The organism is Longitalea luteola (assembly GCF_017356035.1).
Taxonomy (GTDB): Bacteria; Bacteroidota; Bacteroidia; order Chitinophagales; family Chitinophagaceae; genus Niastella; species Niastella luteola.
Genome location: NZ_JAFIQX010000001.1, coordinates 811647 through 824819 on the forward strand (window position 1 = coordinate 811647; position 13173 = coordinate 824819).

Sequence of the window (13173 nt, forward strand, 5' to 3'; positions counted from 1 at the left end):
GCATCAATTAGTTAATTTCCTAATGTATTCTCCGGCGCTTATTTCACTTCAATGGTTTCGCCGATCTTCGGCAAATGCAGTACACAGCTGGTATCGGCAAAGGCCTTTTTAGCCTGGTCATGATCGATCTTGATAAAGCCAAACGTGTCGTAATGCACGCCGATGATCTGCTGGCACTTGATCATGGCTGCACATCGTACCGCATCCTCAACATCCATCGTAAAATTGGAGCCAATGGGCAATACAGCGAAATTCAGTTCCGCCCAGGTAGGAATGAGCTGCATATCGAGTGTGAGCGCCGTATCACCGCTGTAATAGAAATTGCCTTCTTCAGCGCTTACGATAAAGCCCAGTGGGTTACCACCGTAGGATCCATCCGGTAAACCCGATGAGTGATGGGCCACCACTACCTTCACGGTAAAATCGCCAAAATTCCATTTACCGCCGGTATTCATGGGATGTACATTGGTTATTTGTTGCCTGCCCAGCCATTCGTAAATTTCCCAGCTGCAGATCACTTTGGCGCCGGTACGTTTGGCAATGGATACCAGGTCGGCCGTATGATCGGCATGGCCATGCGACACCAGGATGTAGTCGGCTTCAATGGTATCGGCATTCACTACTTTATTAGCCAATTCATTGGGCGTAATAAATGGATCGAACAACAGTTTTGTACCTTTGATCTCAACTGAAAAACAGGAATGTCCATAATAAGTGAAATTCATATTATTAAGTTATAAGTTCTAAGTTTTAAGTTCTAAGTTATAAGTGTTTACGGTTCTGGCACCGGGTACAAACATACAAACTAACTGAAGACCAAAAATTCGGATAAAAGGTAAACCGTGAACTGTTTTCAACGTTATTATAAACACAATGAGTGAAATTTATACCATCGTTTCCGGCACCAACAGGCCGGGAAGTAATACTGAAAAAGTAGCCAGACATTACCAACAGATTTTAAAATCAAAAAATATTACCCCGCATTTTATTTCGTTGGAAGGTTGGAAGTACATCGACAAAACACCCGAGTTCACCCAGTTGGAGAAGGAAATCCTGATACCTACTACTAAATTCATCTTCATTTCTCCCGAATACAATGGCAGCATACCCGGTGTATTGAAGCTCATGTTCGATATCTCGGACTATAAAAAAGTATGGTGGGGCAAGAAAGCCCTGCTTACCGGTGTAGCCGTTGGCCGCGGCGGCAATTTGCGGGGGCTTGAGCATTTAACAAGTATTTTGCATTACCTGCGCGTGGTGGTGCATCCCAATAAACTACCTATTTCCCTGGTTGATAAGATGATGCATGGCTCCGGCGACATTCACGACACCGGTACTTTACGCGCCATCGAGATGCAAATTTCAGAATTCTTACAATTTTAAGGTACCTCGTTCGTCTACCGGAAAAAATGCACTTCCGATTTTGGGATTTCGAGATGTAGGATTTGGAGATTTGAGTTGTCTTGAAGATGATCTGGAGGAATCAGGAAATCTCAAAATCTCAAATCAGAAATTCTCACCTACGTTTCGGATTACCTTCCGGTTGGTACATGTTTACTTAAAAAACGAACATATTCAACATAATAACAATGCGCAATTCAGGTTTTTTCTTTTTTATCCTTGGATTAATGGCTTTACTGGATTTTTATATTTTCCAGGCCCTGCAGGTGGTGCTGCCTGCTTCTTCCAGAGCCCGCCTGGCCATCATTATCGGCTACTGGGTGATCTCGATCTCGGCACTGGTGACCTTCTTTTTAATACCGTATATAAATTTTGATAACTGGCCGCGATGGCTCGTTACCTATGGCCGCGCCGTCATCATTGGTCTTTTCATCTCAAAAGTTATTGCAGCCCTGTTTTTTGCAGTAGACGACCTCCGGCGGGGTGCTACCTGGGTGATCAGTAAAATAAGCCAGCGGCCTACTGCTGGTACCCAGGGTGGGGACGGAATTACCCGCTCCGTTTTCTTAAGCTGGCTCGGACTGGCTGTTGGCGGCACCGTTTTCGGCACCCTCGTATATGGGTTCGGCAATAAATACCGCTACCAGGTGAACCGCCTGAGGATGAGCTTTAAAAACCTGCCGGAAGCTTTCAGGGGAATGCGCATTGTGCATATTTCCGACATTCATTCGGGCAGCTTTACAGACAAAGAAGCCGTTGAAAAAGGCATTAAAAAAATACTGAAAGAACAGCCCGACATGATCCTGTTCACCGGCGACCTGGTGAATGACCGGGCCAGCGAAATGCACGATTATATGGAAGTGTTCAGTAAGCTGCATGCGCCGTTGGGCGTATACTCAACGCTGGGCAATCACGACTATGGCGACTATGTAAAATGGGACAGCCATGATGCTAAAAAGCAGAACCTTGAGCAGCTGAAACAGGTGCATAAACAAATGGGCTGGCGCCTGCTGATGAATGAGCATGTAGTATTGGAAAAAGGTGCCGACCGTATTGCGCTGCTGGGCATCGAGAACTGGAGCGCTAAAGGCAATTTCGGCCGCTATGGTAAAATGGAAGATGCTTATCCTGGCGCTGAACAATATCCGTTCAAGATCCTTTTGAGCCACGATCCCAGTCATTGGGATGCGGAAGTGCGAACCAAATATTCCGATATCGATCTCACGTTTTCGGGCCACACCCATGGTATGCAGTTTGGGGTGGAACTGCCGGGTTTCAGATGGAGTCCCGTGCAGTATATGTATAAGCAATGGGCCGGATTGTATGAATCAGGCAACCAGAAATTATATGTGAACCGGGGTTATGGTTTTATCGGCTATCCGGGAAGGGTAGGCATACTGCCTGAGATCACTGTAATAGAGCTTAGTTAGGGGTATCTGGCTGAAAAGAGCGGACAAGTCCTATACAACTATCAATGATTATGAGTTACTTGCTCCAAATTTATTGAACAAACAATAATAGTTTGTTGCAAAACAAGAACAGTTTATTGAACAAACAGGTATAGGACATTGAAAAAAAGAGCACTTTATGGCACGAACAGATATTGTTTGTTGCATAAACAGAACGATTTTTTAAACGAATTGAACCGATCTTTCAACAAACAGTTCCTGTTCATTGAAAGATCCAACCGCTTATTTAAAAACCAGACGCTGATTGCGGACCTGTATAAAAAAAAGGAGTATCTCCAACCGGAGATGCTCCTTTTTACGTAAAAGCAGGTTTCGAAGGGCTTCAGAAGTAGTACGAACGGTATGTCTGTGTCAGGCCTTACATAGGCCGGGTACGGACGGCTGTACAGGTTACGGATCGGAATTAATTAAGGCGCAAGGCACAAAGCTGAAGGCACAAGGCCGAAGGCTAAAGGCGCAAGGCCGAAGGCAAATACAAAACCCCTGGCGCGAAAGCGCCTGCACAAAACAAGCGTTAAGCCTTCAGCCGTCAGCCTTTTGCGTTAGCGTAAAGGAAGACCAGCTAAAATACTATTTGCTACTACAGTTTGGGTTGTTATACATGAAAAGTCGTTTACGTGCAACGGGCCACCATAAACCATTTTAGCCAGTCTCCTTGTTCAGATTACTAATCAGACCTTAACCACGAACTCATTAGGGTTATTTGTTATGCCAGGGGCATTTCTACGGTAAAGGGACAAGGATGCTCTACGATGTCAGGGATCAGGGGTATTTATACAGTTAGTTTCAGTGGGTTTTCTTCGTATTGACCACACAAAAATACGTTGTGAAAACCCCCTTCTGCGGGTTCATTCGGTGAATCGGGTAAATATGTAGCCGAATGCCTAAAATCGTCCGGTGAGCGTTTTTTAAAATACCCGGGCGTTCAGCAGCTGGTTTACTTCCTGTATCAACAAGTGCTTATAATCATTCAGCTTGTCGTACTCGGTCGACAGCTGGGTGGCCGCCGTATTCTTTTTGGCCAGTTTTTCCAATTTTTCCAGTTGCTGAAAAAAAGGCGTGTTTTTACCCAGGATAGAAACGGTTGATTGAATATGATGGGAGAGTGCGGCCACCTGTTGCGCATCTTTGTGATCGATCGCATTTTTAAGGGCCTCCATTTCGCCGGGGAATTGTTTCAGGAATTGTTTGATGATGGTTTTTAAGAAGTCGCCATTGCCCATCACCATGTCCTGCAGAAAGTCGAGATCAATATAATGCAGATCGTTTTTAAGCATTTCAATATTGGTATTTCGGTCGTTGGCCAGGTATTTAGTCAGCAGCGAGTACAATTCTTTTTCATGAATCGGTTTGGAAATGTAATCGTTCATACCATAGCTCAAACATTTTTCACGTTCCCCTGCCAGCGCATGGGCCGTCATGGCAATAATGGGAATATCACTTTTTAATTCCTTGCGTATAGCCTGTGCAGTGGCATAACCATCCATCAGCGGCATCTGAATATCCAGCAGCACCAGGTGAAATGTAGCGCGCTGCAACCATTCAATGGCCTTGGTGCCGTTATCGGCCAGCTCATAATTCACCTTCCAGCTTTGAAAAGTGAATTTTATCAATAGCTGGTTCATGGCATTATCCTCTACTACCAGTACACGGGCGTCGGGAAAAGCGCCGCTGCTGATCTCCGTTCTTTCGGTCACAGCAGGGGGTATGGATTCTCCCATGGTTACCAGTGAATATTCAATATCAAATATAAATTCTGTGCCTTTGCCGGGTTCGCTATTCACCCTTATGTGTCCTCCCTGGAGCTGCACGAGGTTCTTTACAATAGAGAGGCCGAGCCCGGTGCCGCCATATTTGCGGGTGGTATCTGTTTCCCCCTGCTGAAACCGTTCGAAAACGGTTTCCAGTTTATCGGCAGGAATTCCAATGCCGCTGTCCTTAACGGAAAACTGCAAGCGCACCAGATCATCCTGCTGCGAAAGGGCAGTGATATTGATGAAGATGCCGCCTTTCTGGGTAAACTTGATGGCATTGCTGATGAGGTTCACCAGGATCTGGGTAAGCCGTACGGCGTCGCCATTAAGGGTGTCGGGAATATTTTCCTGGATGTATAATGAAAAGGACAGGTTCTTTTCCCGGGCTTTATGATAGAACATCGTTTCAACAGAGCTGCAAAGTCCGCGGATACTGAACGGATTTTTTTCAATCCGCAACATGCCGGCTTCTATTTTGGATATATCGAGTATATCATTGATAATGGCCAGCAGGTTTTCACTGGCAGATTGGATGAGGTTAACGAATTGTTGCTGCTCCTCTGACAACCTGGTCTTCTGTAACAGGTTGGTAAATCCGATGACGGAGTTGATAGGCGTTCGTATTTCATGGCTCATGTTGGCCAAAAACTGCTCCTTCACATTGGCCGATTCAATGGCCTGCCGCCGGGCTTCTTTTAAAGCCGTTTCTGCTTTTTGTTGTTCGGTGATATCAAAAATAGTAGAGCGGCTGGAGACATAATTCCCTTCACTGTCATATACTGCAACACTGTTCAACACAACGGGAAAGGTGGTGCCCGATTTCGTGCGCATCGTCAACCGGCGTTCCCGTACAGAACCGGTTCGCTTGAAGTTGCTGAAGTTCTCCCGCACGCTCCTCGCTGTGGCTTCATCAAGGATATCGTATATATACAGCTTACCTACCACTTCGTCGCGGGTATAACCAAGCCATTTTAGTTCGGTATCATTGATGGCGATTATGCGTGCGTCACCATCGAGTGAATGGTAACCGCAGGGGGCATTGTTATACAGGTCCTGGATTTCGGCAGAGATCCTTTCAATGTTCTGCCTGGCTTCTGTTTCATTGTCGTTCGCCTGTTTCAGCTTTTTGATCAGTTGATGCTGTCGCATTAAATGACGTATCACCAGCATACTTAGGATCACAATGCCCGACAGGCCGAGTATAGTGAGCAGGCGGCTGATGGCCAGTACAATGACCGTGCGTTTTCTGTTCTGTGCTATACCGGCCTGCAGCTGTTCATACAATTCTTTTTCCAGCTGCATCGACAGATCGGTAATGCTGTCGCGCAAAATGGTGCCTGCTTTACTGGAGATCCTTTTTTCTGCTTCGGCTTTTCCAAAGCGCGTATAAACATCGATGATCTCATTATTGATCAGGATCCTTTTTTCAATAAGCGATGCCAGGCGGGTAAAGGAGGCCTGGTTGTACTGGTTCATGGAAGCCTGCTGCAAGCTAGCCAGTTCCTGTTTCAATAAATTAAGTGTGTCTGCAACACCGGCTATAAAGTTGCTGTCGCCCGTAATTACAAAACCCCTCACCAGGCTTTCGGTAAGAATGACGTTTTTTACAATGTTCTGGAGCTTGTTATGTAAATGGAAAGATTCGATGGCATCGCGGCTGGCTGAGCGGGATTTACTAATGATCCGCTCGGTGTTGAGTTGAAGAATAATGCCTGCTGCTATAAAAGCCACCGAAAAGGCAATGCTATAAAATATAAGCCTGTTAGGTTTGATTTGTCTCTTCATGGTAACTGCTGCTACCTCACAGCAACCTAACCTTAACCTGGGAACGGAAATTCCGATACTGCAATTTAATTATAATCTTACAATAACTTGATTTTCTGAATAAGTTTGCTGCGATAACTTTCGGCTACGGGTATGGGGGTATTGGTAATATTGACGGCGCCATCTTCAATGGAGTCGATCTTGTCGAGAGAGATGATATAACTGCGATGAACGCGCATAAGCCGGCCTGAATTGATCTTTTCTTCGACCGCCTTAAGCGTAGAATGTACGATATGCCATTGTGTTTCGGTACGGATCTTAACATAATCACCCATGGCTTCTATCCATAATATTTCTTCCAGCCTTAATTTTTTAAGAATATTATTATCCCTGATAAAAAGATAGTCGTCAGCGGCGGAAGTCACTTCGGAATCGCTTCGCATCATAATGTCCCGCACTTTATCAAGGGCCTGCATCAGGCGCGGCAGGTTAACTGGTTTTATGAGGTAATCCACCACATTCAGGTCGAAGGCTTCGGCTGCGTACTGCTTCTTGGAGGTGGTGAGAATGGCCAAAGTTTGTTTGGGCAATATTTTCAACAATTCCAGGCCGGTCATTCCAGGCATTTCTATATCCAAAAGAACCAAATCAGGCGGATTGGCCGTAATATTGCGGTGTGCCTCTATAGCATCTTTACATTCGCCAGTGACCTGTAACCTTCCGGTTTGCAGCGCCAGTTGATGTAAGGTAAGCCTCGACAAGTCGTTGTCGTCCACGATCAAACAGGTTATCATAGTGTAATGGTCGTAATAGTTAAGGTAATATAAGTTAGCAAAAAATTAGTAATGATTAAACCGGCCGCTATTTTTTTAATCTCAACTACTGTATCCTGTGCAATATGCACCGGGTATGCCGCTTGCCGGATAATTAGCAAACGTATGAAGAAATTGCTCGTTCTGATCGTTTTCACGGTTGCTATGCAACCTGCTTTTTCCCAGAACGGGGGAAAACTCGATTCTTTATTTGCCACAGGCGATACCACCGCCATTCTGGATTCATTATTAAAAGATTTTGATACCTATTTAGACAGCCTGGCAGGCCGTAAAAGCTTTTTTATGGTGAACACGGCTGTTGGTACCGGATTCTTTAGCTTTAACGACAAGAATACGGTTACCGTAAATACCGAAAGGAAGCTCATATTTTCACCATCGGCCGGGTATTTTCACAGGTCGGGCCTGGGTATATCTGCCTCAGGATACGCCCTCATGAATAAGGGCGTGAATTTTTACCAGTTCTCTATCAGCCCGTCCTTCGATTATATAAAAAAGCGTTTTTCGGCCGGCATCGCATATACCAGGTACTTTACCAAAGATTCCCTGGACTTTTACACCACACCCATCCAAAATGAACTGTTTGCCTATTTTTCTTATAAAAAGTGGTGGCTGCGGCCAACGATCAGCCTGAGCTACGGCTGGGGCAGTAATGAAGAATACCGGAAAAGAGAAGCCTTCCGCCTTGCACAATTGCTTCAACGCGAGAACCGCTATTATGTGATCATAAAGAGCGTAGAATCGGTAAGTGATCTTTCTGCTACTTTTTCTTTACGTAAGGATATTGACTGGTATAACGTATTAAGTAAATCTGACAACCTAACGTTAACGCCTATCGCCATGTTGAATGCCGGTACGCAAACCTACGGATTCAACACCTCTTACTCTTATAACTTTTCACCGGTGCGCATCAACTCACTGCCCAGCAATAATGATGTATCGGACAATACGCAATTTGCGTTACAATCGGCCTGCCTGGCGGTTAGAGGCAGCTATTTAAAGGGCAGGTTCCTGTTGCAGTCACAGGTGTTGTTCGACTATTATCTGCAGGACCTTGACAGCGGTTCAAAGCTGAATTCTGTTTACAGCATCACAGCAGGATTGAGTTTTTAATAATTGATTTTTAAGCATTTCTTCACGCAGCTGTTAAGGGAAATTAACAGCCATGGTTGAACCTTGGCATATAAGTTGAAATTCTATAGGTGAACCATAAAAAACAAAATATGAAACTCAAATCCCTGGCGTTATTAACAATTGCTTTTACAATTACTACGTTTTCTTTTGCTCAAGGATTTCATATTGGTGCGAAAGCCGGTGCTAATATTTTCAAAGTAGATGGTACATCAATGAAAGATGAATTTAAGTTCGGCTACAACCTGGGTGCATTTGCCGAATTGAATTTCTCTGAAAAATGGGGTATCCAACCTGAAGTAATGTGGAATCAAACCAACTTCAGGACTGGTAATAACTTTAATGATATTTATCCGGGTGGTAAAAATGACCTGGAGGGTAAATTGAATTATTTAAGCATTCCTGTGCTTTTAAGTTTCAGCCCTGCCAAGATCATTTCTTTTCAGGCAGGTCCTCAATTTGGAATTTTGCTGAACCAGGATGAAAGCCTGTTTGAGAATGGAAGAGAAGCTTTTAAAAGCGGTGATTTCTCCATGCTGGGCGGTGTACAATTGAATCTCGGCGCTCTTAAATTAGGCGGCCGTTACACAGTTGGCCTGGCAAACATCAACGACATCGATGACCGGGAAAAATGGAAGAACCAGGGCTTCCAGGTGTATCTCGGTACAAGGATCTTATAGACGTAACTTCCCTACATAAAAAAAGCTCTGTGGTTACCTGCAGAGCTTTTTTGTTATAGTGAGGTCTGAAGTCGGAAGTCTGAAATTAGGGTTTAAATTTCTGACCTCGGACTTCAGACCTTAGACTTCAAATCTCGGCATTAAGCCTTCATCCTCTTCCACGCATTGATAAGTCCATTGGTAGAAGAATCATGGTTGCTCACAGGCTTATCGTCCTGCAGTTCGGGCAGAATATTATTGGCAAGCTGTTTACCCAGCTCAACACCCCATTGATCAAAGCTGAAGATATTCCAGATCACACCCTGTACAAAGATCTTGTGTTCGTATAAGGCGATCAGCTGACCCAATGTATACGGTGTGATCTTTTTTACCAGGAATGAATTGGTAGGCCGGTTGCCGGTAAATACTTTAAAAGGCAGCAGCGCTTTTATTTCTTCTGCAGATTTACCTGCTTTAATGAGTTCAGCTTCTGCTTCTACCTCCGTTTTACCATTCATCAATGCTTCCGTTTGTGCAAAGAAGTTTGACAACAGTTTGGCATGATGATCGCCTACAGGGTTGTGGCTGTTGGCCGGCGCAATAAAATCGCAGGGGATCAGCAGCGTGCCCTGGTGGATCAGCTGGTAAAATGCATGCTGGCCATTAGTGCCTGGTTCGCCCCAGATAACCGGACCGGTGTTGTAACGTACCTCTTTTCCTCTGCGGTCAACACTTTTACCATTGCTTTCCATATTTCCCTGTTGAAAATAGGCTGCAAAGCGGTGCAGGTATTGATCGTAAGGTAAAATAGCTTCTGTTTGGCTATCGAAGAAATTGGTGTACCACAGGCCTATGAGCGCCATGATAACCGGGATATTCTTTTCGAAAGGCGTAGTGCGGAAATGCCGGTCGGTGGAATGAGCGCCTTTTAACAGCGATTCAAAATGTTCGAAGCCTACGGTCAACGCTATAGATAAGCCAATGGCGCTCCATAAGGAATAGCGGCCGCCTACCCAGTCCCAGAACTCGAACATATTGGCTTTATCGATCCCAAATTTCACTACCTCTTTTTCATTGGTGCTAAGCGCTACAAAATGTTTGGCAACAGCGCTTTCATCACCAGCTGCATCCAGGAACCATTGCCGCGCCGTATGGGCATTGGTCATGGTTTCCTGGGTAGTGAATGTTTTGGAAGCTATGAGGAAAAGGGTCTCCTGCGGATTAACCTTACGCAGGGTCTCAATAATATGCGTGGCGTCTATATTCGATACAAAGAAAACCTGGATGTCTTTTTTCCAGTAAGGTTTCAATGCCTCAGTAACCATATACGGACCAAGATCGCTACCGCCTATGCCGATGTTCACGATGTATTTTATCTTATGACCGGTGTAGCCCGTCCACTCGCCGCTGTGAATGCGTTCGCAGAAATGTTTCATTTGCTGCAAAACCTGCTGTACCTGGGGCATTACGTTCTTGCCTTGTGCAAATACAGGCTCATTGCTCATATTGCGCAGTGCCGTATGTAATACTGATCTTCCTTCTGTTTCGTTGATGGCATCGCCGGTGAACATTGCTTCAATGGCTTCGGGCAACTTACATTCATTGGCCAGATCGAACAGCAATGAAAGGGTTTTGGCAGAAATGCGGTTCTTGGAATAGTCGAATAATATGTCTTCGAACTGGATGGAAAAATCCCTGAACCTGTCGGGATTGTCGGCAAACAATTCGCGCAAATGTGTCTCTGAGATCTTCTTATAATGGCGTTCGAGTTTATCCCATGCATCGGTTTGATGAGGCTTGATCTTTGGTAACATACTTCTTGAATTAGATTCAAAATTAAAGGATTCTTGGTACTAACTGCCAGGTTCCTGGTTCTATGGTTACAGGTTTCAGGTACCAGTTACCAGTTACCGGTTACTTGGAAATAAACTGTAACCTGGAACTTGTAACTGTATATTGTATTCCATTATCACATTATCACATTATCACATTATCAAATTGCATGTTGTTCAATGGGGCCATACGTGCTTCCACCCTATTTTACTAAGATAACATTAGCCACTTTTCGTTCACCTTCATGGTCCCATTTCTTATTGTCAGAAGGATAGTTCACTACGCCGTTTCCAGGCTGGTTATTGATCCAAAGGGTAGTGGAGCCGCCGCCGTCGAGGTTAACACCATGTTTTGCCTGCAGCCATTTTATGATATTGGCGAGCTCGGGAAGTGTCATGCCCGCAGCCTGTTCATTACGGCCGTCTACAGTAATGAACAGTACCCGTTTTTTGCCCAGCAAGGCAATCGCTGAACGCGGATGGCGAACATGGTTGAAGACGCCGGTATCGAGGGCCTGCCGTTCGCCCTGCCACAACAACAAGGGGCCTGTAAGCATTACATCGCCTGCTTTTATTTTCGATTCCCAATCGGGCGAGCCATCCCATTTTTCAAAACGCAATTTTCCTTTTTTGATCACCAGGGCCAACTGCTGATGCCTAGCCCGCGTTCTTTTAGCCCCCAAACGGTTTTGGTTAAGCACAGTATCGTGCACTTTGGTATAGTCGACAGAACCGCCATTCTTTACGTCGAAAAAATTGCCGTTAATGGCGGCAATAGCACCGGTTTGCCGGCCGAATTCACTTACCGGTTTCAGGTCCTTTGCTTCACCAGCCAGGGCTATCGCTTTTTTCTTTTTCAGGGTAATATCAAGGATATTGATATTTTGATTGGCGTTGAACAGGTTCTTGTTGTTGAAATGATAATGCTTCCAGGTAGTCCCCGGCGCTACAGTTTGTGTTTCCCATTTTGCAGCCACGAATACGGAAGAATCATTTTGAGAAAATACGATCAGGGAAAAGATCAGGAAAAAATTTGTTATCAGTAATTGTTTCATAGTTCAAAGTTCCTAGTTCAAAGCTTGCAGTTCTTGGTTCCTGGGTCATTAAATTCTTAAATTATTAGTTTGTCATTGTCGATTGCCGGTTATCGGTTGATCAGATCTGCAAATTAAGGATCGTATCAATAACATAGTCCACCATGTTTGCTGTAATATCGAGGTGCAGCACCATCCTTACGTGCGTGGGAGAGATGGGGATGGTCAAAATGTTCTTTTCCTTCAATGCAGCGGCTACCTGTACAGCATGATAAGGGGCCTGGATCTCAAAGATGATGATGTTTGTTTCCACAGGTAGTATGCCTGCGGTAAAAGTTGTTTTAATAAGATTGGAGGCAATTTCCCTGGCATTGTCATGGTCCTGCTGCAACCTGATAATGTTATTCTTCAGGGCATATACGCCGCAGGCGGCCATAAAACCGGCCTGGCGCATGCCGCCACCAAATACCTTACGAACCCGGCGGGCTTTTTTGATAAATGCCTGGCTGCCTATAAGGATACTTCCTATAGGGCAACCCAATCCTTTATTCAAACAAACAGAAATGCTATGGAATAATTCACCGTATTGTTTGGGCGATTCATTGCGCGCTACTATGGCGTTGAACAAGCGTGCGCCATCGAGGTGAAGTGACAGCTGATTGTTGTCACAAACCGTACGGATATGTTGTATCTCCTGCAGATCGTAACAGCTGCCGCCGCCCCGGTTCGATGTATTTTCAAGGCAAACCAGCGAAGTATGTGCTTTATGTACATCATCGGGATTGATAGCTGCTGCTACCTGCTCGGCAGTAATACGACCCCGGTTACCTGGTAACAGCCGCGATTGTACGCCCGAATTAAACGCCATACCACCTCCTTCGTATTGATACACGTGCGCCGACTGATCACAGATGACTTCATCGCCAGGTTGGGTATGTACTTTGATGGCAATCTGGTTGCTCATGGTTCCCGTAGGGCAATACAAAGCGGCTTCCATCCCGAATAGTTCTGCAGCCATGGCCTCAAGCAAATTTACGGTTGGGTCTTCACCAAATACATCATCACCTGCATGGGCCCTTAACATGGCGTCCAGCATTTCTGACGTTGGTTGGGTTACTGTATCGGATCTCAGATCAACTATCATGGAGTTTCATTCATTATTGAGTTATAAATGTAAATACCAATGAGCAAATACCGAAAAAAATGCGCTGTTGGGCGGCAATCGGCAATCCTGAATCGTCAGTCGTCAATCGATATTCGTTAATCGGCAGTCCTTGAATTGCACGCGCAACCAAGGGC

10 protein-coding genes are annotated in these 13173 nt (G+C 45.1%); 4 read left to right on the forward strand and 6 right to left on the reverse strand.

The features are described 5' to 3' along the window. Window positions 1-38: 38 nt before the first annotated feature. Window positions 39-725, reverse strand: a complete 687-nt coding sequence (locus JUB15_RS03060; protein WP_207510842.1) for a metal-dependent hydrolase — start codon at window positions 723-725, stop codon at window positions 39-41. Window positions 726-873: 148 nt separating this feature from the next. Here JUB15_RS03060 and JUB15_RS03065 point away from each other — a divergent pair, with 148 nt between their 5' ends. Both JUB15_RS03065 and JUB15_RS03070 read left to right on the forward strand, forming a co-directional pair. After that, window positions 874-1383 (forward strand): NADPH-dependent FMN reductase, encoded by a 510-nt coding sequence (locus tag JUB15_RS03065; RefSeq protein WP_207510843.1) that lies wholly within the window; start codon window positions 874-876, stop codon window positions 1381-1383. Between the two features lie 206 nt (window positions 1384-1589). Beyond that, window positions 1590-2831 (forward strand): metallophosphoesterase, encoded by a 1242-nt coding sequence (locus JUB15_RS03070; RefSeq protein ID WP_207510844.1) that lies wholly within the window; start codon window positions 1590-1592, stop codon window positions 2829-2831. Between the two features lie 947 nt (window positions 2832-3778). Here JUB15_RS03070 and JUB15_RS03075 read toward each other — a convergent pair. Both JUB15_RS03075 and JUB15_RS03080 read right to left on the reverse strand, forming a co-directional pair. Further along, entirely contained in the window at window positions 3779-6409 is a 2631-nt protein-coding gene (locus JUB15_RS03075) for a hybrid sensor histidine kinase/response regulator (RefSeq protein ID WP_207510845.1), read from the reverse strand. 77 nt (window positions 6410-6486) lie between these two features. Then, complete coding sequence (locus JUB15_RS03080; protein WP_369411485.1) at window positions 6487-7164, reverse strand: LytR/AlgR family response regulator transcription factor; 678 nt, start codon at window positions 7162-7164, stop codon at window positions 6487-6489. Between the two features lie 162 nt (window positions 7165-7326). Between JUB15_RS03080 and JUB15_RS03085 the strand changes: the two genes are divergently transcribed. Both JUB15_RS03085 and JUB15_RS03090 read left to right on the forward strand, forming a co-directional pair. Further along, window positions 7327-8331 (forward strand): hypothetical protein, encoded by a 1005-nt coding sequence (locus tag JUB15_RS03085; RefSeq protein ID WP_207510846.1) that lies wholly within the window; start codon window positions 7327-7329, stop codon window positions 8329-8331. A gap of 110 nt (window positions 8332-8441) precedes the next feature. Further along, window positions 8442-9029, forward strand: a complete 588-nt coding sequence (locus tag JUB15_RS03090) for a porin family protein (protein WP_207510847.1) — start codon at window positions 8442-8444, stop codon at window positions 9027-9029. Window positions 9030-9169: 140 nt separating this feature from the next. On the opposite strand, the gene pgi is transcribed toward JUB15_RS03090, so the two are convergent. The 3 genes from pgi to ltaE form a co-directional block, all read right to left on the reverse strand. Next, window positions 9170-10822 carry a glucose-6-phosphate isomerase gene (pgi, locus tag JUB15_RS03095; RefSeq protein WP_207510848.1) on the reverse strand — a complete coding sequence of 551 codons (1653 nt, stop codon included), beginning with the start codon at window positions 10820-10822 and terminating at the stop codon, window positions 9170-9172. A gap of 221 nt (window positions 10823-11043) precedes the next feature. Further along, window positions 11044-11895 (reverse strand): phosphodiester glycosidase family protein, encoded by an 852-nt coding sequence (locus JUB15_RS03100; protein ID WP_207510849.1) that lies wholly within the window; start codon window positions 11893-11895, stop codon window positions 11044-11046. Between the two features lie 100 nt (window positions 11896-11995). After that, entirely contained in the window at window positions 11996-13018 is a 1023-nt protein-coding gene (gene ltaE, locus JUB15_RS03105) for a low-specificity L-threonine aldolase (protein WP_207510850.1), read from the reverse strand. Window positions 13019-13173: the final 155 nt, after the last annotated feature.

What these genes read in the sequence shown, in the direction of transcription:
- JUB15_RS03060 (WP_207510842.1), bottom strand. Translation starts at nt 725, where the DNA reads ATGAATTTCACTTATTATGGACATTCCTGTTTTTCAGTTGAGATCAAA.
- JUB15_RS03065 (WP_207510843.1), top strand. Translation starts at nt 874, where the DNA reads ATGAGTGAAATTTATACCATCGTTTCCGGCACCAACAGGCCGGGAAGT.
- JUB15_RS03070 (WP_207510844.1), top strand. Translation starts at nt 1,590, where the DNA reads ATGCGCAATTCAGGTTTTTTCTTTTTTATCCTTGGATTAATGGCTTTA.
- JUB15_RS03075 (WP_207510845.1), bottom strand. Translation starts at nt 6,409, where the DNA reads ATGAAGAGACAAATCAAACCTAACAGGCTTATATTTTATAGCATTGCC.
- JUB15_RS03085 (WP_207510846.1), top strand. Translation starts at nt 7,327, where the DNA reads ATGAAGAAATTGCTCGTTCTGATCGTTTTCACGGTTGCTATGCAACCT.
- JUB15_RS03090 (WP_207510847.1), top strand. Translation starts at nt 8,442, where the DNA reads ATGAAACTCAAATCCCTGGCGTTATTAACAATTGCTTTTACAATTACT.
- pgi (WP_207510848.1), bottom strand. Translation starts at nt 10,822, where the DNA reads ATGTTACCAAAGATCAAGCCTCATCAAACCGATGCATGGGATAAACTC.
- JUB15_RS03100 (WP_207510849.1), bottom strand. Translation starts at nt 11,895, where the DNA reads ATGAAACAATTACTGATAACAAATTTTTTCCTGATCTTTTCCCTGATC.
- ltaE (WP_207510850.1), bottom strand. Translation starts at nt 13,018, where the DNA reads ATGATAGTTGATCTGAGATCCGATACAGTAACCCAACCAACGTCAGAA.